General features: G+C 65.6%; 13 protein-coding genes. 11 read left to right on the plus strand and 2 right to left on the minus strand.

The genetic code is table 11. The features are described from left to right. Positions 1-113: 113 nt before the first annotated feature. Positions 114-2,861: a bifunctional [glutamate--ammonia ligase]-adenylyl-L-tyrosine phosphorylase/[glutamate--ammonia-ligase] adenylyltransferase gene (gene glnE / locus AC56LW_RS07955; protein WP_499633328.1), complete on the minus strand. Its 2,748-nt coding sequence runs from the start codon at positions 2,859-2,861 to the stop codon at positions 114-116. Positions 2,862-3,069: 208 nt separating this feature from the next. Between glnE and AC56LW_RS07960 the strand changes: the two genes are divergently transcribed. From AC56LW_RS07960 to aroG, 4 genes are all read left to right on the plus strand, one after another. Next, positions 3,070-7,197, plus strand: a complete 4,128-nt coding sequence (locus AC56LW_RS07960; RefSeq protein ID WP_499633330.1) for a YhdP family protein — start codon at positions 3,070-3,072, stop codon at positions 7,195-7,197. 1 nt (position 7,198) lies between these two features. Beyond that, entirely contained in the window at positions 7,199-7,996 is a 798-nt protein-coding gene (locus AC56LW_RS07965; protein WP_332530246.1) for a carbon-nitrogen hydrolase family protein, read from the plus strand. A 90-nt stretch (positions 7,997-8,086) separates the two neighbouring features. Further along, the gene (gene tldD, locus AC56LW_RS07970; RefSeq protein ID WP_258836361.1) at positions 8,087-9,547 is read left to right on the plus strand and encodes a metalloprotease TldD; all 1,461 of its coding nucleotides are present in this window, start codon (positions 8,087-8,089) and stop codon (positions 9,545-9,547) included. A gap of 303 nt (positions 9,548-9,850) precedes the next feature. Next, on the plus strand, positions 9,851-10,909 hold the full coding sequence (gene aroG, locus AC56LW_RS07975) for a 3-deoxy-7-phosphoheptulonate synthase AroG (RefSeq protein ID WP_332530247.1): 1,059 nt from the start codon (positions 9,851-9,853) through the stop codon (positions 10,907-10,909). A gap of 61 nt (positions 10,910-10,970) precedes the next feature. Here the strand turns inward: aroG and AC56LW_RS07980 are convergent, their stop codons facing one another. Beyond that, complete coding sequence (locus tag AC56LW_RS07980) at positions 10,971-13,802, minus strand: TonB-dependent receptor domain-containing protein (protein ID WP_499633332.1); 2,832 nt, start codon at positions 13,800-13,802, stop codon at positions 10,971-10,973. A gap of 583 nt (positions 13,803-14,385) precedes the next feature. On the opposite strand from AC56LW_RS07980, the gene AC56LW_RS07985 reads away from it, so the two are divergent. The 7 genes from AC56LW_RS07985 to rluB all read left to right on the plus strand — a co-directional run bounded on the left by AC56LW_RS07985 (position 14,386) and on the right by rluB (position 23,489). Further along, positions 14,386-15,324, plus strand: a complete 939-nt coding sequence (locus tag AC56LW_RS07985) for an ABC transporter permease (protein WP_499633334.1) — start codon at positions 14,386-14,388, stop codon at positions 15,322-15,324. Beyond that, positions 15,324-16,340: an ABC transporter permease gene (locus tag AC56LW_RS07990; protein ID WP_499633676.1), complete on the plus strand. Its 1,017-nt coding sequence runs from the start codon at positions 15,324-15,326 to the stop codon at positions 16,338-16,340. Before AC56LW_RS07985 ends, AC56LW_RS07990 begins: the two co-directional genes overlap by 1 nt. Continuing rightward, complete coding sequence (locus AC56LW_RS07995) at positions 16,337-18,028, plus strand: ABC transporter ATP-binding protein (RefSeq protein ID WP_499633336.1); 1,692 nt, start codon at positions 16,337-16,339, stop codon at positions 18,026-18,028. Before AC56LW_RS07990 ends, AC56LW_RS07995 begins: the two co-directional genes overlap by 4 nt. Positions 18,029-18,136: 108 nt before the next feature. Further along, positions 18,137-19,081, plus strand: coding sequence for a VTT domain-containing protein (locus AC56LW_RS08000; RefSeq protein WP_499633338.1), 945 nt, complete (start codon positions 18,137-18,139; stop codon positions 19,079-19,081). A gap of 187 nt (positions 19,082-19,268) precedes the next feature. Further along, positions 19,269-20,264: a glucokinase gene (locus tag AC56LW_RS08005; protein WP_499633340.1), complete on the plus strand. Its 996-nt coding sequence runs from the start codon at positions 19,269-19,271 to the stop codon at positions 20,262-20,264. 419 nt (positions 20,265-20,683) lie between these two features. Then, entirely contained in the window at positions 20,684-21,418 is a 735-nt protein-coding gene (gene scpB / locus AC56LW_RS08010) for an SMC-Scp complex subunit ScpB (protein WP_332530253.1), read from the plus strand. Then, entirely contained in the window at positions 21,405-23,489 is a 2,085-nt protein-coding gene (rluB, locus tag AC56LW_RS08015; RefSeq protein ID WP_499633678.1) for a 23S rRNA pseudouridine(2605) synthase RluB, read from the plus strand. Before scpB ends, rluB begins: the two co-directional genes overlap by 14 nt. Positions 23,490-23,540: the final 51 nt, after the last annotated feature.

Genomic DNA, 23,540 nt, shown 5'->3' on the forward strand with positions numbered 1-23,540 from the left:
TAATTGACTAAAAAGTCAGCAGTTTGCATGTGGTTTTGGGGTGCAATCAATACTGCTTCTGGATGGAGGTAGTGCAGAGAAAAACCATGCGCACCAAGGTGGTGCGCATGGAATCAATCGGTAAAACAGGCGTGCCACAGGCGCAGTACGCTGTCGGGATGGGCGCCCACCTGGGCCGGATCGACCCGGGTCTTGTCGTGCCCCTGCAGCCGCACGCTGTGCTGCAGCTTGCGCATCGCGCGATACGCAGCAGCAACCTGGCTGGCCAGGGCCGCGTCGATCAGGCCCAGTTCGCCGCACAGGTGCAGCAGGGCGATGTTGCCGACGTTGGCGGTCAGCTGCGCGTAGGTGTGTGCGTGGCGCAGCACCAGGTATTGCACGATGAACTCGATGTCGATCATGCCGCCCGCATCCTGCTTGAGGTCGAACTGGGTGCTGCGGTTCAGGTTCGCGTCATGCATGCGTGCGCGCATCTGCACGACCTCGTTCTTCAGCACTGCTGCCTGGCCAGAGCGGTCCTTGCGCAGCACCTGTTCACGAATCGCCTCGAAGCGCGCGCCGATGGCGGCGTCGCCGGCGCAAAAGCGCGCCCGCGTCAGCGCCTGGTGCTCCCAGACCCAGGCCGCCTCGCTCTGGTAGCGCTCGAAGGCGGCGATGGACGACACCAGCATGCCGCTGGCGCCGTCCGGGCGCAGGGCGATGTCGATGTCGAACAGGATGCCGGCCGGCGTGGGCGCCGTCATCCAGGTGATGAAGCGCTGGGCCAGCCGGGCGTACAGGGGCGGCGCGTCGCCGTCGTCGTCCTCGTACAGGAAGATCACATCCAGGTCGGAGACATAGCCCAGCTCCTTGCCGCCCAGCTTGCCGTAGGCGATGACGGCAAAGCGCGGTACCTCGCGGTGGCGGCCATTGACCGCGCGCCAGGCGTGCGTGACCACCGCGCCGACGATGGTGTCGGCCAGCGCCGACAGGTGGTCGGCCAGGTGCTCGACCGACAGTTCGCCGGCCAGGTCCAGCGCCAGCAGGCGAAACAGTTGCGCATGGTGCGTCTCGCGCAGGATGTCGAGCTGGCGCTCGGTGTCGCCGGCAGCGTCGGTCAGTTGCGTGTCGAGGGTGGCCGCCAGTTGCGGCAGCGCTTCGGCGCCGGCGTTGCGGTCGTCCAGCAACTCGTCGAGCAGGATCGGGTGCTGGGTCAGGAACGTGGCAGCCCAGCCGCTGGCATTGATCATGCGGATCACGCGCTCGAGCGTGTGCGGATATTCGGTCAGCAGCGCCAGATAGGCCGAGCGGCGCGCGATGGCCTCGAACAGGTCGAGCAGCCGCCCCAGCGTGGCGGCGTGGCTGCCCATGCCGGCGTCCTTCACGACGGTGGCGATCAGGGGCAGGGCGGCCTCGACCAGCGCCAGCAGGCGCACGCGGCTGAAGTCGGGCAGGCTGGCCAGGCGCGCGCCCTGCAGCGTGGTGGTCAGGCGGTCGGCGGCGGCGCGCGTGTCGTTGAAGCCCAGCCCGGCCAGGCGCTCAGTCAGCGCGTCGAGGTTGTCCAGGTCGTCGACCAGCGCCGGCGCGTCGGGATCCTGGTCGGGCGCTTCCTTGTCGGCGAAGATGGCGTCGAACTGCTGCGCGACGTAGGTGCGCTGCTCTTCCAGCAGCGCCAGAAGCGTGGCTTCATCGGGGCAACCCATCATGCGCGCCACGGTCAGGCGGTCGTCTTCGCTCGCCGGCAGCGTGTGGGTCTGGGCGTCTTCGAGGTATTGCAGGCGGTGTTCGAGGTTGCGCAGGAAGGTGTAGGCCGCCAGCAGGCGTTCGACGGTGTCGACCGTCAATAGCTCACGCTCAGCCAGCAGCAGCAGCGTCTTGCGCGTGGAGCGCTCGCGCAGCGCCGGATCGCGCCCGCCGCGGATCAGCTGGAAGACTTGCGCCAGAAACTCGATCTCGCGGATGCCGCCACGGCCCAGTTTGACGTTGTGGCTGCGCTCGGGATGCAGGCGCTCCTGGCGTTTCACCTCGGCGCGGATCTGCGCGTGCATCGTGCGGATCGCGTCGATCACGCCGAAGTCCAGGTAGCGCCGGAAGATGAACGGCTGCACGATCGCGTCCAGCGCCGCGATGTCGTCCGGCTCGCCCGTGACGGCGCGCGCCTTGACCCACGCATAGCGCTCCCATTCGCGGCCCTGGACGATCAGGTATTCCTCGACCATGCCGAAGCTGGCTGCCAGCGGGCCCGACTTGCCGTTGGGGCGCAGCGCCATGTCGACCCGAAACACGAAGCCGTCCTCGATCACTTCGGACAAGGCCGCGCTCAAGCGGCGCCCGAGACGGATGAAGAATTCGTGGTTCGACAGCTGGCGCTGGCCGGCCTCGGCGGCCGTGTCGCCGTCTTCCGGGTACACGAAGATCAGGTCGATATCCGACGATACATTGAGTTCGCCGCCACCCTGCTTGCCCATGGCCAGCACGATCAGGTGCTGCGGGCGGCCCGAATCCTCGCCCACCGGCATGCCGTGCGCCGCGACCAGTTCGGCCATCAGGCTGGCCACATGGGTCTGGATCGCGAAGTCGGCAAAGTCCGTCATCGCGGTGACGACTTCATCGAGGTCGGCCTGGCCGCCGAGATCGCGCGCAACGATGGTCGAGATCAACAGGTTGCGCACCCGGCGCATCGCGCGCTCGAGTGGCAATCCTTTGGCCAGTTCGCCCTCCAGCAACGCGCGGAAATCGGCGTCGGCCAGCGATGCGGCGGACAGGCTGGCGAGCTGTTCTGCGCGCTCGGGCGCGGCGCCCAGCCAGCGCGCGACGAAACGCGACGCGGTGACAGGAACGGTGGATGGGACAGGCTGTGGTGCAGCGGAAACTTCGGTCATCGTTGATCCTGGGAAACGCGATGGATGGCCGTTTCAATAGGCCATTAGTCGGGGCCGGCAGGCAGTCGATGCGTTAAAATGGCCCGCTAACAGGCCGTCGCTGCTGCCCGGGTCAGCACCGATGGTAAGGTAGACGCCGCAACGCACGCAAGCGACCTGTTTTTTTGAGCTGTACATTTTTCGGCGAGCCTTTGTTATTAGCACCTTGATGCACAACCCGGATCCGCAGGCGACGTCCGCGTCCCGGCCGCTGGCCGTACGCTGGCGCCGGTTGCGCGCGTGCTATCGCTTCGCGAACCTGACCTCGCACCATGTGCTGGGCTTTGCGGTCAAGCTGCTGCTGATCGTGTATTTCGCGCTGGCCGTGCTGTTCCTGGTGCTGCGCTACGCCATCCTTCCCAACATCGATTTGTACAAGAGCGACATCGAGCGCGTGGCCGGCAATGCGCTCGGCAGCCGCGTCACGATCTCGCAGCTGGCGGCGTCCTGGCACGGCATGCGCCCGGCGTTGTCGCTGCGCGACGTGCGCCTGCACGACCGGCGGGGCCGGCAAGTACTGGCCTTGCCGCAAGTCAACGCCACGGTCGGCTGGTGGAGCATCGCCGCGCTCGAACCCCGGTTTGCATCGCTTGAAATCATCGGCCCGCGCCTGGCCGTGCGGCGCGGCCGCGACGGCGTGCTGGTCGTGGCCGGCGTGCGGCTCGAGCAGCAGCAGGGCAATGGCGCCGGCGCCGACTGGCTGCTGCGCCAGCGCGACATCGTCATCCGCGATGGCCGCGTCGACTGGGTCGACGAATTGCGCGGCACGCCGCCGCTGGCGCTGCAGGGCGTCACGCTGGCGCTGCTCAACCGCTGGGGTGCGCACCACCTGGCGCTGACGGCGACGCCGCCGGCGCGGCTGGGTGGCCCGGTCGACATCCGCGCGCGCTTCCGGCACCGCTTCGGCCAGCAGCCGTCCGATGTCACGCGCTGGAAGGGCGAGCTGTACGCCGACCTGCGCGACGTCGATCTGGGCGCCTGGAAGCGCTTCGTCGATTATCCGATCCAGCTCGAACGGGGCCGTGGCTCGCTGCGCACCTGGATCAACGTCGACCAGGCCCGCCTGGCCGGTTTCACCGCCGACCTGGCGCTGGCCGGCGTGAATGCGCGCCTGGGCCCGGACATCGCGCCGCTGCAACTGGCGCGCGTGTCGGGCCGCCTGAGCGCGCGCGAAACACTGTTGACCGGCAAAGGCGATGGCAAGCCCACCTTCGGCGCGAACGGCCACGCGCTGCGGCTCGACGGTTTTACGGTGGTGGCGCGCGATGGCCGCGCCTTGCCGCCGGCCACGCTCGAACAAACCTGGCGCCCCGCCGCCGATGGCAAGCCCGAGCAAGGCACGCTGCGCGCGCAGGGCCTCGATATCGGCGCGCTGGCGGCGCTGGCCCAGTACCTGCCGATCTCGCCCGTGCAGCGCGGCCTGCTGGCCGATTACGCGCCGCGCGGCCAGTTGCAGGATGTCCGCGTCGAATGGGATGGGCGCTATCCGGGCGTGACGGGCTGGCGCATCCGCGGCGACGTCGCCGGGCTGGCGCTCAAAGCCCAGGCTGCGCGCCCGGGGCGCGCCGCCACGCCCGGCTTCGAAAACCTGAGCGGGCGCATCGACGCCAACGAGCGCACCGGCAGCGTCAAGCTCGATTCACAGCAATTTGCCCTGAATATGCCGGCCTGGTTCGCCGAACCGCGCATGCCATTCGACCGCCTGGTGCTGGATGCGCGCTGGCAGTTTGATGCGGGCCGGCAGTTGCAGGTCGAGATCGACGACCTGGACTTCACGCAGGGCGCGTTCAAGGGCTCGGTCTCGGGCCGCCACGTCATGCCGCTCACGCCCGGCCACGGGCCAGGGACGGCCGACTTCACCGGCAGCCTCGACGGGTTCCCGATCAACCGGATCGGCGCCTTCCTGCCGCTGGCCACGCCGCACGGCCTGCACGACTGGCTGGTGGGCGCGCTGCAGGGCGGCCAGCTGCACGACACCACGCTGCGCCTGCGCGGCGACCTCGCGCAGTTTCCATTCAAGGCTGCCGACACCGGCGAATTCCGCGTCGCCGGCCGCCTGGCAGGCGCGCGGCTCGAATATGCCCCTGGCCACCGCCATCCGGACGGCATGCCACTGTGGCCGCTGGCCGAAGCGATCGACGGGCGCATCGTGTTCGACCGTGCACGCATGGAAATTAACGGCAAGACCCTGCGCACGTTGGGCGTGGCGCTGTCGAACGTCAAGGCCGTGATCCCCGACCTGGGCGCGCATGACAAGATGATGCTGGAAATCGATGGCGCCGGCGCCGGGCCGCTGCAGGAATTCCTGCGCTACGTGGCCGCCACGCCGGTGCTGGGCTGGATCGGCCACTTCACCGAGGACACGCAGGGCACCGGCAACGCAAAGCTCGACCTGAAGCTGCGCCTGCCGCTGTCGCACATGAACGAAGCGAAAGTGCAGGGCAGTCTGCAGTTGCAGGGCAACGACGTGGTGCTGTTCCCCGAGTTGCCGGCGCTGCAGAATGCCCATGGCAAGATCGCGTTCCATGACCATGGCTTTGGTCTGGAAGGCGTCGGTGCCGATTTCCTGGGCGCGCCGCTGGCAGTGGGCGGCGGCACGACGCCCGAGGGCAGCACGCGCGTGACGCTGGCCGGCACGCTGTCGGCCGAGGGCATGCGCCGCACCGCACCGGTGCCCGCACTGGGCCGCCTGGCCGAACGCCTGTCGGGCAGCACGCCGTATCGGGGCGAGATTGTCGTCAAGGCCGGGCATCGCACGATCACGATCGATTCGGCGCTGGCCGGACTGGGCATCGAACTCCCGGCGCCGCTGAACAAGGTGCAGGACGCGAACTTGCCCCTGCACTTCGTGCTCGAGGGCGAGCCGACCGTCGAGGGCCTGGCGCGCGATGTCATCCGCGTCGGCGTGGGGCAGGGCCTGGCCGCGCGGTACGAACGCGAAAAGCAGGGCAAGGGCGCCTGGCGCGTGACCCATGGCGGCATTGGCGTCAACGTGCCGGCGCCGCGCCCGGATCAGGGCCTGATGGTGCACCTGGACATGAAGGCGCTGAACGTCGACCACTGGCTGGCGGCGGGCCGCGCCATTGCCGGCATGGACGTCAAGTCGGCTGCCCCGGCAGCGGATGCAACCCCCGCCAGCGGCGCCGATGTCACCCAGTACGTGCTGCCGGCAGTGGTGGCCGGCCGCGTCAGCGAACTGACGGTCGGCGAGCGGCGCATGGCCGACGTGGTCATTGGCGCCACCCATGTGGGCGACACGTGGCGCGCCAACCTGCATTCGCGCCAGGCCAGTGGCTATCTGACCTGGGCCGAAACGCCCAGCGGCCTGGGCAAGGTCACGGCGCGCCTGGCGTCGCTTGTGATCCCCGAATCGGCCGAAGCCGAGGTCAAGGACCTGCTCGAATCGAACAAGGGCGCCACGGCCAGCATTCCGTCGCTCGACATCGTGGCCGAGCGCTTCGAGCTGTTCAACAAGAACCTGGGGCGCCTGGAACTGAACGCCAGCAATGTGCGCGCGCTGGCCGGGCGTGAGTGGCGCATCGACCGGCTGGCGCTGAGCAATCCCGATGGTAAGCTGAACGCGTCGGGCCGCTGGCTGACCAAGGATGGCAAGAGCAATACCAGCCTGAACTTCGCGCTCGACATGGACAATGCGGGGCGCCTGCTCGACCGCGTAGGCTTCCCGGACACGATCGGGCGCGGCAACGGCTACCTGCGCGGCGACATCTCGTGGGCCGGCCTGCCGTATGCGATGGACATCCCGAGCCTGTCGGGCCAGATCGAGATGAATGTGGAGTCGGGCCAGTTCCTCAAGCAGGATCCTGGCGCAGCCAAGCTGCTGGGCGTGCTCAGTCTGCAAGCGCTGCCGCGCCTGCTCAAGCTCGACTTTCATGACGTGTTTTCCGATGGCCTGGCATTCGACGGCATCACGGCCAACGCGCTGATCACGCGCGGCGTGGCGCGCACCGATAACCTCAGGATGCATGGCGTGGCAGCGACCGTCCTGATGAACGGTACGGCCGATATCGCCAACGAGTCGACCAATCTGCGCGTGGTCGTGATCCCGGAATTCAATCTGGGCACCGGCCCGCTCGTGTACGGCCTGGCCGTCAATCCGGTGCTGGGCCTGGGCGGCTATCTGGCCCAGCTGTTCCTGCGCGCACCGGTGATGAAGGCGCTGACCTACCAGATGCAGGTGACAGGACCGTGGAAATCGCCGACCATTACCAAAATCCCCAACGGACCTGACAATATCCCTGTCAGCACGCCAGCCGCCCCCACCGCCAGCAAGGAATGACATGACGACCGTAGCCGCGATCCAGATGGTTTCCACTCCTGATCTTGAAGACAACCTGGTCACCGTACGCCGCCTCGTGGCCGAGGCCGCCGGGAAGGGCGCCACGCTCGTGGCCTTGCCCGAGTACTGGCCGATCATGGGCATGACCGATGTCGACAAGGTGGCGCTGGCCGAAGACCCGGGCGCCGGCCCGATCCAGGCATGCATGGCCGAACTGGCGCGCGAGCACGGCATCTGGCTGGTCGGCGGCACGCTGCCGATCGTCTCGCCGAGCGCGGGCAAGGTGCTCAACACCACGCTCGTGTATGACCCGCAGGGCGTGTCGATGAGCCGCTACGACAAGATCCACCTGTTCGGCTTCAACAAGGGTGCGGAATCGTACGACGAGGCCCGTACCATCGTGCCGGGCGATACGGTGGGCGTGTTCGATGCGCCGTTCGGCCGCGTCGGATTGTCGGTGTGCTACGACCTGCGCTTTCCCGAGCTGTACCGCGCGATGGGCGAATGCGCACTGATCATCGTGCCGGCCGCCTTTACCTACACCACCGGCCGCGCGCACTGGGAAGTGCTGCTGCGGGCGCGCGCCATCGAGAACCAGTGCTATGTGCTGGCTGCGGCCCAGGGCGGCATGCACGTGAATGGCCGCCGCACCTGGGGCCATAGCATGCTGGTCGACCCGTGGGGCGAGGTCAAGGCGGTGCTGCCGGAAGGCGAGGGCGTGATTGCGGGCGAACTCGATCCGGCGTTCCTGCGCGGTGTACGCGACAGCCTGCCGGCGCTGCGGCACCGGAAGATGTAAAACCGGCGTCGCCTGTACCGGGCGCAGCGATGCGAATAAACGGGATATGGCACAATGCCCGTTCCAACCGAACGCATGAATCGACCCACAATGACGCCATTCGAACCGAACCTGTCCTCCATCGCTGTCGCCCGCGACGTCCTCCTGACGCCATTCGGCCTGGACGAAGACAAGCTGCTGCGCGCGCTGGGGACGATGTTCACGCACAAGGTCGACTATGCCGACCTGTACTTCCAGTTCACCAAGAGCGAAGGCTGGAGTCTCGAAGAAGGCATCGTCAAGAGCGGCAGCTTTTCGATCGACCAGGGCGTTGGCGTACGCGCCGTGTCGGGTGAAAAGACGGCGTTCGCGTATTCCGACGAGATTTCCGAACAGGCACTGCTGGACGCTGCCGCCGCCACGCGCACGATCGGGCGCCAGGGCGCCGGGCGCATCAAGATCGCGCGCAGCACCCAGCACAGCGGCGGGCGCTCGCTGTATTTGCCCAACGATCCGCTGGCTTCGCTCGATGCGACGGCCAAGGTGACGCTGCTCGAGCGCGTCGAAAAGATGGCGCGCGCGAAAGACCCGCGTGTGGTGCAGGTGATGGCGGGCCTGGCCGGCGAATACGATGTCGTGCTGGTGCTGCGCAGCGACGGTGTGCTGGCGGCCGATATCCGGCCGCTGGTGCGCGTGTCGGTGACCGTCATCGCCGAGCAGAACGGGCGACGTGAAGTGGGTTCGTCCGGCGGCGGCGGGCGCTTCGACTATGGCTACTTTACCGACGAGGTGCTCGACCGCTATGCGACCGATGCCGTCAAGGCAGCTTGCGTGAACCTGGAAGCGCGGCCGGCGCCGGCCGGCCCGATGACGATCGTGCTGGGCCCGGGCTGGCCCGGCGTGCTGCTGCACGAAGCCGTCGGCCACGGCCTCGAGGGCGACTTCAACCGCAAAGGCTCGTCGTCATATGCCGGCATGATCGGCGAGCGCGTGGCCGCCAAGGGCGTTACCATCGTCGACGACGGCACGCTGCAGGACCGCCGCGGCTCGCTCAATGTCGACGACGAAGGCAATCCGACCCAGTGCACGACGCTGATCGAGGACGGCATCCTGAAAGGCTATATCCAGGACACGATGAACGCGCGCCTGATGAAGATGCCCGTCACCGGCAACGCGCGCCGCGAATCGTTCGCGCACCTGCCGATGCCCCGCATGACCAACACCTATATGCTCGCCGGCGACAAGGACCCGCAGGAAATCCTGGCCTCGGTCAAGAACGGCCTGTATGCGGTGAACTTTGGCGGCGGCCAGGTCGACATCACGAACGGCAAGTTCGTGTTTTCCGCCAGCGAGGCCTACATGATCGAAGACGGCAAGGTGACGTACCCGGTCAAGGGTGCCACGCTGATCGGCAATGGTCCTGAAGTGATGAACCGCATCTCGATGATCGGCAACGACATGCGCCTGGATTCGGGCGTGGGCGTGTGCGGCAAGGAAGGCCAGAGCGTGCCGGTGGGCGTGGGTCAGCCGACCCTGCGCATCGATGGCGTGACGGTCGGCGGCACGGCTTGAGCCTGTAGTGCTGTGGTATGCGGTAACAAGCTGTCTGTACAAGCCGTCATCGACGGATAAAGGGCTTGCCAAGTTTTGCGGGTTGTTGTTATAGTCAATTGACCAAACACGGACGACATCATGCGCCACGCTTTCTTTACCCGCTTTTTTTACTTTAGCCATTCCAGCCTCAGGCGGTGGAACAGCAGCGGGTACGCGCAGTAAAAGTCCCGGCAGCATCCAGACAAACCGCCAGCAATGGCGGTTTTTTTATTTTCAGACGGTATAAAACCAAACTCAACCGAGCACGAAAGAGAGTCCAGCATGCCCCGCACCGACGACCTACGCATCCGTGAAATGAAGGAACTGACGCCACCCTCGCACCTGATCCGCGAGTACCCCGTCACCCCGGCGGCCGAGCAGACCGCGGCCGGCGCGCGTGTCGACCTGCACCGCATCCTGCATGGCCAGGACGACCGCCTGATGGTGGTGATCGGGCCATGCTCGATCCACGACCCGAAGGCCGCGATCGAGTACGCGCGCCGGCTGGTCGAACAGCGCCGCCGCTTTGCCGGTGAACTGGAGATCGTGATGCGGGTCTACTTTGAAAAGCCCCGCACGACGGTGGGCTGGAAAGGCCTGATCAACGACCCGTACATGGACAACAGCTTCCGCATCAATGATGGCCTGCGCATGGCGCGCGAGCTGCTGCGCGACATCAACGAGATGGGCCTGCCGGCCGGCACCGAATTCCTCGACGTGATCAGCCCGCAGTACATCGCTGACCTGATCAGCTGGGGCGCCATCGGCGCGCGCACGACCGAGTCGCAGGTGCACCGCGAGCTGGCGTCCGGCCTGTCGTGCCCGGTCGGTTTCAAGAACGGCACCGACGGCAATATCAAGATCGCGACCGAGGCGATCAAGGCCGCGTCGCAGCCGCACCATTTCCTGTCGGTGACCAAGGGCGGCCACTCGGCCATCGTGTCGACCTCGGGCAACGAGGATTGCCACATCATCCTGCGTGGCGGCAAGGCGCCGAACTACGACGCCGCCAGCGTCGAGGAAGCCTGCCGCCAGATCGCCGCACTGGGCCTGGCCAGCCGCCTGATGATCGACGCGTCGCATGCCAACAGCTCGAAAAAACCCGAGAACCAGGTGCCCGTGTGCGCCGATATCGCCACGCAGATCGCGGCCGGCGACGATCGCATCGTGGGCGTGATGATCGAATCGAACCTGGTGGGTGGGCGTCAGGATCTGGTGCCGGGCAAGGAATTGACGTATGGCCAGTCGGTGACCGATGGCTGCATCGACTGGGACAGCAGCCTGCAGGTGCTGGACGGCCTGGCAGCGGCGGTGCGCCAGCGCCGTTTGCGCCAGGAATAAACAAGCAGGCATAAAAAAACGGCGCACCGAGGTGCGCCGTTGTTCTATCTGCCCGCCGGGATCAGAACTTGGCGGTCAGGTTCAGGAAGATATGACGGCCCATCGCGTCATACACCTGTGGGTAGGTATTGCCGTTGCCGTAGACGGCAGCGACCACGCCCGACAGCGGTGGATCCTTGTCCAGCGCGTTGTTCATGCCGGCGCGCAGGGTGAAGTTGCGGTTGATCTGCCAGCTGCCGACCAGATCCAGGTAGTTGCGTGCGCCAAGGCTTGCATCTGCTGGTTCCGATTCGGTGTCGAGGTCCACACCGCGCACATAGCGCCAGGTCGCGCCCAGTTCCACGCCATTCCATGGGGTGCCCCAGACCGCGCGCACCTTGTGACGCCATTTTGGCAGCGGCACGCCGCAGGTAGGACCGTGCAGGCCGGCGCAGTCACGCGTATCGCCGCCTGGCAAGTCCTGCTGCTTGAACTCTTTCAGGTAGGTGCCCATCAGCGACAGGTTCAGGCTGCCCCAGGCGCCCAGCTTGGTGTTCCAGTTCGCGCCCAGGTCAATGCCCTTGGTCGATGCCATGCCCAGGTTCTGGTTGGTGGCGACGATCTGCGCGGTTTCCAGTGCCCACAGGGTGCCCAGACGGTCACGCGTGATCAGCGAGCAGAACGTCGGGTCGCCCGTTGCCAGGCAGCTCTCGAGGCTGGTCGTTGCCGGCAAGCCGCCGATGATGCCATTGACCTTCATGTCGAATGCGTCGATGGTGACCGACGTGTTGCGCGTCGGGGTCAGCACCAGGCCCAGCGTGTACGAGTCGGATTCCTCCGGCGCCAGGTTCGTATTGCCGCCCGTGATCTGGTTGTACTGCTGGGCTGGCGAATCGACGATGTTGCCGTACTGGGCAGCCGTGACGCCGGTGCGTGCGCACTGGGCCAGGGTCGCGGTCGGGGTCTCGCCCGCGCATGGGTCGGACGACATGTCGTACAGGCCCAGGCCGGCCGGCGTGTACAGTTCGACCACGTTGGCGGCGCGTGCGGCGCGCTGATAGCTGAAGCGGAACTTCGCTTCCTTGATCGGTGCCCATTCGATGCCTGCGCCATACGAGCTGGTCTTCTGGCCGGTCGAATAATCCGATTTGCGATAGCTGGCGGTGACGTTGAGCTGGTCGGCGAATGGTTGCTTCTGCAGGATCGGGATACGGGTTTCGGCGTAATAGTCACGCACGCTGAAGTGGCCGCTCACGTTCTTGGTCGGGCCGCCCTGGCCAGCCAGATCGCCCGATTCGAAGGCTGCATCGTTGTCCAGCGACAGTTTTTCGGTGCGGTGTTCCCAGCCGAGCGCCAGGCCGATGCCTTCGGTGCTGGTCGGGAGCTTCAGGCCGTATTCACCCAGGTCGGTCGACAGGTTGACGCCTTGCACGGTTTGCGACGTGCTGCCACGCTGGAAGCCCGGGGTTTGCAGGTAGGTCAGTGCTTCCTTGGTGATGCCGCCGAGGCTCCAGATATTGTAGGGCACGCAGTTCGGATCGATGCCGTTCAGGGTGCTGCGGCAGACCGGTGCGCCGTTGGCGCCAGGGACGACATCCAGTGCCCGCGCGCTGCGCGCCACCGAGAAGTCGTTGAAGTAGGTTTCGGCGTAGCGGACCTTGCCGACCTGCGCGAAGACGTCGTACTTCCAGTTGCCGACATCGCCCTTGACGCCGACCACGCCGCGGTAGGACGTGTGGTTCAGGTCGTCGCGGCGGCCACCGCCTTCGACGTTGCGGCGGAAGATGACCAGGTCGGCCGTATCGCCCGGCGCGTTCAGGCCCAGCGTCTGGCGCCAGGCATTCGACAGCAGCGGGTTCTCGAAGGTGATTGCATTGGCGCCGGAAGCGTCGAGGCCGAACAGGCCGGACGGCGCGATCTGGGCGACGGTGCTGTCATCGTGGAAGCTGGCTTCGCCGTAGACGCGGGTCTTGTCGTTGATGTCGTAGTGCGTGAACGAGCTGAACGTATAGCGCTCGGACGGACGGCGGAAATAGTTCAGCGGGCCGAAGTTGTAGGCATCGTTTGCGCCGATATACGGACGCACGCCGCCATTCGCATCGGCCACGGTGAAGCTGCGCGTGCCGACCAGGAAGCGACCCGGGAAGCTGGTGCCGGAGCCGCCGCAGTTGAACGTGTCGCCCGTGGTGGAGCCGCCCAGCGAGCACGCCGTGAAGTCACGCTCCGATTGCAGCAGCGGGTCTTCCTTCTTGTAGCCCAGGAACACCACGGCATTGCCGCGGCCGTCGGCGAAGTTGCCGCCCATCGTCAGGCTGATGTCCTTGACCTTGGCGTCGGCGCTCTTGTCGCCCGGCAGCTGGAAGTTGCGGCGCGTGGCGGCATCGGCTGCCGGCCCGCCGTTTTGCTGGTGGTTGTAGAACTGGTAGTTGCTGTCGATCTGGACGCCCTGGAAGTTGTCGTCCATGATGAAGTTGACCACGCCGGCCACGGCGTCGGAGCCGTAGATGGCGCCGGCGCCGCCGGTCAGCACTTCGACGCGCTTGACCAGGCCCACCGGGATCTGGTTCAGGTCGGCAGCCGGATTGCGCGGGCTGCCTGCTGGCAGGCGGCGGCCATTGACCAGCACCAGGGTGCGATCGGCGCCGAAGTTACGCAGGTTGACAGTCGCGGTGCCGGTCGAGCCGTTCGAGACCGAGCCACCCTGGTCGGCGAAGACCTGGGGCAGGTTGTTCAGCAGGCTCTCGACCGAACGCACACCTTCGAGCTTGATGTCCTTGGCGTTGACGACGGTAACCGGGCTGATGCTTTCCAGGTTGGCCGTGGCGATGCGTGAACCGGTCACTTCCACGCGCTGAGGTTCGCCTGTGGCAGGCGCCGTGTCCTGGGCGTGGGCCGCCGAGAACGCGACGACCATGCCGCCTGCACAGATCAGTCGAACCGATCGAGATAACACTGTTTCAACCATCATGTCGATTTTCCCAGGTAAGACCTGCAGAGCGGATGTCGCCTGCAGTAATGTCATTGGATTGCCACCGCGAATAGCAGCGTCGAATTTTTACTACCTGGCAATAAAAACATTTCCAGTAAGGTAGTGTCAACGTATAAAGTCTTTACGAATCAAAAATACAACTGCGCAACGACCAGTCTGTACAAGTATGCATTTTGGTGCTAGTCATGATTCCGACATGAAAAATAATATGTGGAATATATGAAGGAAAATATAGTTTGTTCGGTATTTAATGCGGTGATATAGCACTTGATTGGCAGATATTGCCGTTTGCGCGTATGTATTCAGAACCACCGATAACACGCTGTTATGGCCGTTTTCATGTCACAAACGTCAGTACGCTGGATAACCCATGTCTATTACCCCATGACATCCTGCCTCTGTCAGCCCACGCCGATATGCGCTATCGTGTCGGGTTCGCAACGCCTGTATCGGGTTGGTGAATTTCGCGGGAAATGGCACCTTTGCCTGGTCCCGGTTCGGGAGTGTCATGCTTGCTTATATCGTCCGGCGCCTGTGGCAAATGTTGCCGACCATGGCGGGCGTCGTGCTGCTGGTGTTTGTGCTGTTCAACTGGGTCGGCGGCGATCCGGCCTATCTGCTGGCCGGCAAGATGGCCGATGCGAACGCCATCGAGAACATCCGGCGTCAGCTGGGCACTGACCAGCCGTACCCGGTGCAGCTGTGGATCTTCGTGCAGCAAATCGTGACGTTTGACTTCGGCAATGCCTGGAGCACGGGCGAACCGGTGGCGCAGATCATCACCAGCCGCCTGGGACCATCGCTCACTGTCCTGATCCCGCTCACCGTCCTCGAAGTGTTCTTCGGCATTGCGCTGGCGCTGGGCATCGCCTTCGTGCGCGGCTCGCTGACCGACCGCGCCGTGATGATTGCCTGCACGGTGGGCATGTCGATCTCGATCCTCGTGTATATCTCGGTGTTCCAGTACGTGTTTGCTTACCAGCTGGGCCTGTTTCCGGTACAGGGCTGGGGCAGCAGCCTTGGCGAGAACCTGCTGCACTACGCGCTGCTGCCGATCATCATCGGCCTGGCGGTTTCGATCGCGCCGACGCTGCGGCTGTACCGCAGCTTCGTGCTCGACGAAGTAGGGCAGGACTACGTGCGCACGGCGCGCGCCAAGGGCTTGAGCGAGCGCCGCATCGTCTGGGTCCACGTGCTGCGCAATGCAGCCATTCCCATCATCACGCACGTGATGGCGAACCTGCCGGCGCTGCTGATCGGGGCGTTTCTTCTCGAACGTTTCTTCGGCATCCCCGGCATCGGGCGCGAAGTCATTCTTGCCGTTGAACGCAGCGACTTCCCGGTGATCAAGGCGATCACGGTCTACGTGGCCGCGGCGACGATGGTGTTCAACCTGCTGGCCGACCTGCTGTACCGCGCCGTCGATCCGCGCGTGCAATTCCGATGATGACGATGCAGACGTCCGACGATTCAGCCGGCCTGTGGACGCTGGCCTGGCGCCGCCTGCGGGCGGACCGCGTGGCGATGGCAGCGCTCGCCGTCGTGACCGGCTTCCTGCTCCTGGTGCTGCTGTCAAGCACGGGCCTGGTGGCCGCCGACTGGGAAGAGGAAGTGGCCGTCAATTACGCGCCGCCGAGCTTTGTCGGCGCCGATGCGACGGCGCGCGCACTGGCGCAGGCGCAACTGCCGCGCGCGACGCCGCCGAATGCGTTCGATCCGCTCGCGGCCGAACTGGCAGCGTTGCAGGCCCAGGTGGCGGCAACGCATCCGCCGGTGGCCAAGCGCACGACGCTGCTGTTTGGCGCCGACAAATGGGGCCACGACATCGTCAGGAAAACGATCAAGGGCGGCGAAACGTCGATCGTCGTCGGCCTGGTCGCGGCGCTCCTGGCTGTCACGCTGGGCACGCTGTTCGGCGCTGTCGCCGGGTTCTTCGGTGGCTGGGTCGACGACCTGTTCAACTGGTTCTACAGCATCTTCACGTCGATTCCATCGATCCTGATGATCCTGACCGTGGCCGCCGTGCTGCAGCAAAAGGGCGTGACGACCATCGTGCTGATCCTGGGCCTGACCGGCTGGACGGGACCGTTTCGCCTGATGCGCGCCGAGTACATCAAGCACAGTGCGCGCGAATACGTGATGGCGGCCAATGCCATCGGCGCGTCGAACTGGCAGCGCATGTTCGGGCATATCCTGCCGAACGTCTCGCACGTGGCGCTGGTGCAGATGTCGATCCTCGTGGTCGGTTTCATCAAGGCCGAAGTGATCCTGTCGTTCCTGGGCTTTGGCGTGCCGGTAGGCACGGTATCGTGGGGCAGCATGCTCAACGAGGCGCAGAATGAACTCATCCTCGGCAAGTGGTGGCAACTGGCGGCCGCTGCCGGCGCCATGTCGGTGCTGGTCACCAGTTTTTCGCTGTTTGCCGACGCCTTGCGCGACGCGCTCGACCCCAAGATCAAATGACCGACGAAACCATGCCTTTGCTGAGCGTGCGCGACCTGCGCATTGCGTTCCGGGTCGACAGGCACCGCACCAGCGCCGCGCTGAAAGGCGTCTCGTTCGACGTGCCGGACAACAGCACGGTGGCGCTGGTGGGCGAATCGGGCAGCGGCAAGTCGGTCAGTTCGCTGGCCGTGATGGGGCTGCTGCCGCCCGAGACGACCATCGTCGATCCGGCCTCGCGCATCGCGTTTGCCGGGCGCGAGCTGCTCGGCCTGCCGCTGGCCGCGCGGCGCGCCTTGTGCGGCAAGGACATCGCGATGATTTTCCAGGAGCCGATGTCCTCGCTCAATCCGGTGTTCACGGTGGGGTTCCAGATCGGCGAAGTGCTGCGCCAGCACATGGGCATGGACAAGCGCGCGGCGCGTGCCCGCACGCTCGAGTTGCTGGCTGAAGTGGGCATTCCCGATCCGGCGCGCAAGATCGACGCCTACCCGGGCCACCTGTCAGGCGGCCAGCAGCAGCGCGTGATGATCGCGATGGCCATTGCCTGCGAGCCCCGATTGCTGATCGCCGACGAGCCGACCACGGCGCTCGACGTGACGATCCAGAAACAGATCATGGACCTGATTGCGCGCCTGCAGCGCGAGCGGCGCATGGCCGTGCTGTTCATCACGCACGACCTGGGCCTGGTGGGCGAGATCGCCGATCGCGTGATCGTGATGCGCCACGGCGAGGTGCGCGAGGAGGGCGCCGCCGCGCAGGTGTTCGGTGCGCCCCGGGACGCCTATACCCGGGCCCTGCTGCATTGCCGGCCATCCCTCGATGCGCGTCCGCTGCGCCTGCCGGTGATCGACGATTACCTGGCGGGGCGCGTGCTCGCTGGTGCGCAACTGCCGCAGCGTGTGCGCGGCACGAACCCCGACGATGCGCCGCTGCTGGTGGTCAGGAACCTGGCCAAAAGCTTCTGGACGCGCGAGGGCCTGTTCGGCAAACGCGAATTCAAGGCGGTGAAGGATGTGTCGTTCACGCTGGCACGCGGCAAGACGCTGGGCGTGGTCGGTGAATCGGGCTCGGGCAAGACGACGGTGGGCCTGACGCTGTTGCGGCTGCACCGCGCGACGGGCGGTTCGGCGCTGTTTGAAGGGCGCGATCTGGTGGCCATGTCCGACCGTGAATTTCAGCCCTACAAGCGGCGCATCCAGATTATTTTCCAGAATCCGTATGCCTCGCTCAATCCGCGCTTCACGGTCGGCCAGATCCTGCTGGAACCGATGCGCATCCACGGGATCGGCGCGCACGAGGCCGAGCGCGCTGCGCTGGCGCGCACCTTGCTGGGGCGCGTCGGCTTGCCGGACGCGGCCTATGGGCGCTATCCCCATGAATTCTCGGGCGGGCAGCGTCAGCGCATCGCGATTGCGCGCTGCCTGACGATGCAGCCCGAGATCCTCGTCTGCGACGAATCCGTCTCGGCGCTGGACGTGTCGGTCCAGGCCCAGGTGCTGAACCTGCTGCAGGATTTGCAAGACGAATTTGGCCTGAGCTATATCTTCATCTCGCATGACCTGTCGGTGGTGAAGTACATCTCCGACCAGGTGATGGTGATGCAGAACGGCGGCGTGGTCGAGATAGCCGATGCCGATGTGCTGTACCGCAACCCACAGCATCCATACACGAAGTCGCTGCTGGCGGCAATTCCGCGCGGGGTGTAACTACAGGTCGTTGCCGATGCCGCAAAAGACCGTTGCGAATATGCTAAACAGGCTGCCGAAACAGGTCGCATTCCTGTGCCGCGACTGCAATTCACGTACACTGTGAGGATGCCCCAGTTAGTCGAACTCATTCAAGTCTATGGCGTGCTGATCGTGTTCGGCATTGTTCTCGTCGAGCAGTTCGGCTTGCCCATTCCCGCCTACCCGATCCTGATCGTGGCCGGCGCGCTGTCGGTCGAGGCCGACGTCAGCTGGCAGCTCGTGTGGCTGGCCGCCATCACCGCCTGTCTGATCTGCGATGTGTTCTGGTTCCGCGCCGGGCGCTTCTATGGCAAGCGCATCCTGCGGCTGCTGTGCAAGATTTCCCTGTCCCCCGATTCGTGCGTCAATCAGACCGAAGACCGCTTCAGCCGGTTCGGCGTCAAGTCGCTGCTGGTGTCCAAGTTCGTCCCGGGCTTTAATACCATCGCCGCGCCGTTGTCGGGCGCGATGGGCGTGGCCCCGAAGCCCTTCCTGCTGTATGCCGTCACGGGCGCGGCGCTGTGGAGCGGCGTCGGCATCCTGCTGGGCGCCTGGTTCCACGACAGCGTCGACGACGTGCTCGCCATCCTGTCGACGATGGGCAGCACGGCGCTCGTTGTCGTCGCCAGCGTGCTGGGTCTGTTTATCGCCTTCAAGTATGCCGAGCGGCGCCGGCACCGTTCGCGCAGCGGCGCCGAGCGCATCGAGATGGCCGAATTGCTGGCGCTGATCGACAGCGGCGCACAGCCGGTGCTCATCGATGCGCGCAGCCTGACCGCGCAGGACCTCGAAGCGGCCATTCCCGGCGCGCTCATTTTCCGCGCATGCGAGCCGGGTGCATTAATGGCATCGCTCGACCGCAAGCGCGAGATTGTGGTCTACTGCAGTTGTCCCGACGATGTGACGGCCGCCCAGGTCGCACACCAGTTCGCTGCCAATGGCTTTCGCCGCGTGCGCGCGCTCAAGGGCGGACTCGATGCCTGGAATGGGCGCGGTGACACCCCGTCCTCGCTGGACCCGGCGCCCTGCTGATCGGCCCTGCCGGCATGGTCGGTGGCGTAGTGCAATTACGGTGATCAAGCCGATTTTTACGTAAGTAAGCCCTGACACATGCCATTGTCTGTAGCAAAACTACAGATAGTTCTTGTCTTGGAGGCAAAATATTTAGTAAGCTTGCGGCTTCGTCTCCACTGTGCCCGCAATGACTGCATCCATGTCCATGAACGAGATTTCCCACCTGCATGCTGGCGGTCCCCGCCTGCTGGCCGATATCGGCGGCACCAATTGTCGTTTCGCGATCGAGCGTGGTCCCGGGCAGCTCGAGGGCATCGAGATTCTGCCATGCGCGGCCTATGCAACGCTGGGCGACGCCATGCGCACCTATCTGGCCGGTCCGACCGTCCAGGCGCTGACCTCCAGCCCGATCCGGCATGCGGCGCTGGCAATCGCCAACCCGGTTACGGGTGACTATGTGCGCATGACCAACCACCACTGGGAATTTTCGACCGAGGCATTGCGGGTCGAATGCGGCTTCGAGATTCTGATGGTGGTCAACGACTTTTCGGCGCTGGCCCGTTCGCTGCCGCATCTGGGCGAGCACAAGCGCCAGGTCGGCGGTGGCGTGCCCCAGCCGGATACGGCGCTGGGCCTGATCGGCGCTGGCACTGGCCTGGGCGTGTCAGGCCTGATCCCATGCGCCAGCTCATGGACCGCATTGCGCAGCGAAGGCGGGCACGTGAGCTTCGCGCCCATCAACGATGACGAAATCGCGATCCTGCAATTTGCCTGGCGCGAATATGACCACGTCTCGTTCGAGCGCTTCCTGTCCGGCGCCGGTGTCGAACTGATCTACCGCGCGCTGGCCGATCGCGCCGGCACTCCCGACGAGCGCCTCAGCGCCGCCGAGATCTCGCGCCGCGCGCTGTCGGGCGAATGCCCGCTGTGTGACGACGTGCTCGAGGCATTCTGCGGCATGCTCGGCACCGTGGCCGGCAACCTGGCCGTCACGCTCGGCGCGCAGGGTGGTATCTATATTGGTGGCGGCATCGTTCCGCGCCTGGGTGCGCGCTTCGACCGCTCGTCGTTCCGCCGCCGCTTCGAACAAAAAGGGCGCTTCGTCCATTACCTGACGGCCGTGCCGACCTACGTCATCACCGCCGAATACCCGGCTTTTGTTGGTGTGTCTGCGATTTTGTCGGAAAAACTGTCAGACTGACGCTACTAGCTACCCGCCGCGTGGATGGTCGCTTGTCCACTACGCGGTTTTATCGGGTACAATGGCCGCCAGTTGCAAGAAACGTCGTCGTCCCTCCGCGTGCCGCACAGGCCGCTCCCCGGCGCCTCCCGAACATGGCGAGTGCGCCGATGCGCCGCGTTTCCCAACGAGCATCAACACTCAGAGGCAGGTTGCCCGCGACGGGTTCCTTGCCCTTCGTGTAATAGACTGTCCGGCGCATCAGCCCCGGACCCACGGATTCCAGTATCAGGCAGCAGATCGCAAACAGCAGGCTAGCCGCCCATGCGCCGGCGCCGCTCGTTGCGTGGTCGCCGGACGCTAACTGTGTGTGCCCTGATTCTGTTGCGCGGATTCTGTTTCTGCTACCGCTACTGTTTGTGGATTGACGACATCGCACTATGAATACTGACGAGGCCAAGCGCGTCCTCGAAACCGCTTTGCTGTGCGCCCGCGAGCCGATGTCGATCCACGGCATGAAAAAGCTGTTCGCCGACGTCGACGGGAGCGGTCGCAGCCAGGGCGCCGGCGTTGGTGCCGATACGATCAAGATATTGCTGGAAGAACTCCGCCAGGACTGGGACGGCCGCGGTATCGAGATCGTCAGCCTGGCCTCGGGCTGGCGTTTCCAGAGCCGTCCCGAAATGAAGCCGTACCTCGACCGGCTGTCGCCCGAGAAGCCGCCGAAGTATTCGCGGGCGACGCTGGAAACGCTGGCCATCATTGCCTATCGCCAGCCGGTCACGCGCGGCGATATCGAAGAAATTCGCGGCGTGGCGGTCAATTCGCAGACGATCAAGATGCTCGAAGACCGCGGCTGGATCGACGTGCTCGGCCACCGCGAAGTGGTAGGGCGCCCGGCGCTGCTGGGCACGACACGCCAGTTCCTCGATGACCTGGGCCTGGCGTCGCTGTCTCAATTGCCGCCGCTGCAGGCGCTGGCCGAGGGGCCGGATGCACGCAGCCTGGAAGCACTGGAAGCAGCACTGAACGACAATTTTGAGAAGGCGGACGCCGGCGCGCCCGTCTTACATCCGGACACTTCACCGATTGAAGTGTCGATACCAGACCTGACAGACGACGGAATTGCCGAGGCGGGTCAGCACAATAAAGATACGAATGATGAACCCAACTGAACCAACCGAAAACAAGCCTGTCGACGCAGCCGAGACCGCCGTCGCCAAGCCGAAGCGCCGCACCAAGGCCATGATCGCCGCCGAGGCTGCTGCTGCAGTCTCCGCGCCGGTCGACGCCGCCGCTGAAGCGCCGGCCAAGCCGAAGCGCACGCGCAAGGTCGCCGTCGCCAGTGAATCCGGCGCCGCCGCGCCAGTCGCTGCCGAGTTGGCTGGTGATGCACCAGCTGCCGACGCACCAGCCGCGAAAGTGCGCAAGCCACGCGCGATGAAGGCCGCGAAAGAAGTCCAGGCCGCCAAGGAAGAGCTGGCCGCAGCGCCGGCCGCCGACGGCGCCGAGGCTGCACCTGCGCCTGCACCGAAGCCGCGCGGTCCCCGTCAGATGCGCGAAAAGCGCGCCGAACGCGAGGCACTCGAGCAGCTGGCGGCGCCTGCCGTTGCTGCTGCCGATGCTGCGCCAGAAGGCGATGCGCCGGCTGAAGGTGCTGGCGCCGAGGCCGCTGCTGCCGTCGACGGCGCGCCACAAGGCCGCGGCCGTGGCCAGCAAAAGCCGGGTATGCGCAACCAGCAGAGCAACCGTCCGGTGCAGGGCGCCGGCCGCCAGGGTCAGCCGGTCAAGCAGATCGGCCGCAATGGCAAGCCAGGCAAGCCCGGCGGCAAACCGCAGCCAATGGACGAGGCCGATAATGTGTTCTCGTTCGTCACGTCGGACGATTTCGACGCCAACGACGGCGCGCGCCGCAATGCGCCGGTCAAGGCCGTGCGCCGCGACCTGACCGCCGACGACGACGCGCCGAAGCTGCACAAGGTGCTGGCCGAAGCGGGCCTGGGTTCGCGCCGCGACATGGAAGACCTCATCGTTGCCGGCCGCGTGTCGGTCAATGGCGAGCCGGCCCACATCGGCCAGCGCATCCTGCCGACCGATGCGGTGCGCATCAATGGCAAGCTGATCCAGCGCCGTGTGAGCAGCAAGCCACCGCGCGTGCTGGTGTACCACAAACCGGCCGGCGAAATCGTCAGCCATGACGATCCGGAAGGCCGTCCATCGGTGTTCGATCGCCTGCCGTCGATGAAAGCAGGCAAGTGGCTGGCCGTTGGCCGCCTCGACTTCAACACCGAAGGCTTGCTGCTGTTTACCACGTCGGGTGACCTGGCCAACCGCCTGATGCACCCGCGTTATAATATTGACCGTGAATACGCGGTGCGTACGCTGGGCGAGCTCGAAGAAGGCATGCGCCAGAAGCTGCTGGCCGGCGTCGACCTCGACGACGGCAAGGCGGCGTTCTCCAAAATCCAGAACGGTGGCGGCGAAGGCATCAACCGCTGGTACCGCGTGGTCATCGGCGAAGGCCGTAACCGCGAAGTGCGCCGCATGTTCGAGGCGGTCGGCCTGACTGTCTCGCGCCTGATCCGTACCCGTTACGGCGCGATGACGCTGCCAAGTGGCCTGAAGCGCGGTCGTTGGGAAGAATTTGAAGAAAACGATGTCCGTTCGCTGATGACGGCGTTCGGTGTCGAGAAAAAAGCGGCGCCGGAGAAAAACGCCAAGTCGGGCGGCAAGCCGGGCAAGGGTCCGCGTCCGAATGGTGCGCGCGACAGCGAGCGTGGCAACGAACGTGGCGGTGAGCGTGGCAACAGCCGCGGCCCTGAGCGCGGCAACGTGCGCAGCGCTGGCGGCGACGATGAGCGTGGCAACGACCGCAGCGATGGCAACCGCATCGACCGCGCCGACGCCAACCGCAATGTCGATCCGTTCGGTCCGCAAGCAATGCGCGTGGGCAGCACCCGCGGCCAGGGTATCCTGAATGGTCCGGTGCCCGGCAACAAGCCAGTCGGTGGTCGTCCCGGTGGTCAGGGTGGCGGCAAGGGCCGCGGTGCCGGTTTCGGCGGCGGGCAGGGCGGCAAGACGGGTGGCGCTGGCGCCAGCAGCCGTCCACGCCAGCCCGATCCGTTGCAGACCACGTTCGGTTTTGCCAACACCGGTGGCGGCGCACGCCGCGGCGGTGCGGGTGGCGGCCAGGGTCCGCGGCGCGGCGCCGAGCATGCGGCACCGCGCCGCGGCCGTCGCGGCTAAGCCTCATTCAGTGCAGGCTGCCGATGGCAGTCTGCTAACTGTTGTATAGCT

This window comes from Telluria sp. LT2P80, from assembly GCF_059685955.1.

Bases quoted from the DNA above. Each gene is read 5' to 3' on its own strand.
- glnE (WP_499633328.1), bottom strand. From the start codon at position 2,861: ATGACCGAAGTTTCCGCTGCACCACAGCCTGTCCCATCCACCGTTCCT.
- AC56LW_RS07960 (WP_499633330.1), top strand. From the start codon at position 3,070: ATGCACAACCCGGATCCGCAGGCGACGTCCGCGTCCCGGCCGCTGGCC.
- AC56LW_RS07965 (WP_332530246.1), top strand. From the start codon at position 7,199: ATGACGACCGTAGCCGCGATCCAGATGGTTTCCACTCCTGATCTTGAA.
- tldD (WP_258836361.1), top strand. From the start codon at position 8,087: ATGACGCCATTCGAACCGAACCTGTCCTCCATCGCTGTCGCCCGCGAC.
- aroG (WP_332530247.1), top strand. From the start codon at position 9,851: ATGCCCCGCACCGACGACCTACGCATCCGTGAAATGAAGGAACTGACG.
- AC56LW_RS07980 (WP_499633332.1), bottom strand. From the start codon at position 13,802: ATGGTCGTCGCGTTCTCGGCGGCCCACGCCCAGGACACGGCGCCTGCC.
- AC56LW_RS07985 (WP_499633334.1), top strand. From the start codon at position 14,386: ATGCTTGCTTATATCGTCCGGCGCCTGTGGCAAATGTTGCCGACCATG.
- AC56LW_RS07990 (WP_499633676.1), top strand. From the start codon at position 15,324: ATGACGATGCAGACGTCCGACGATTCAGCCGGCCTGTGGACGCTGGCC.
- AC56LW_RS07995 (WP_499633336.1), top strand. From the start codon at position 16,337: ATGACCGACGAAACCATGCCTTTGCTGAGCGTGCGCGACCTGCGCATT.
- AC56LW_RS08000 (WP_499633338.1), top strand. From the start codon at position 18,137: ATGCCCCAGTTAGTCGAACTCATTCAAGTCTATGGCGTGCTGATCGTG.
- AC56LW_RS08005 (WP_499633340.1), top strand. From the start codon at position 19,269: ATGAACGAGATTTCCCACCTGCATGCTGGCGGTCCCCGCCTGCTGGCC.
- scpB (WP_332530253.1), top strand. From the start codon at position 20,684: ATGAATACTGACGAGGCCAAGCGCGTCCTCGAAACCGCTTTGCTGTGC.
- rluB (WP_499633678.1), top strand. From the start codon at position 21,405: ATGAACCCAACTGAACCAACCGAAAACAAGCCTGTCGACGCAGCCGAG.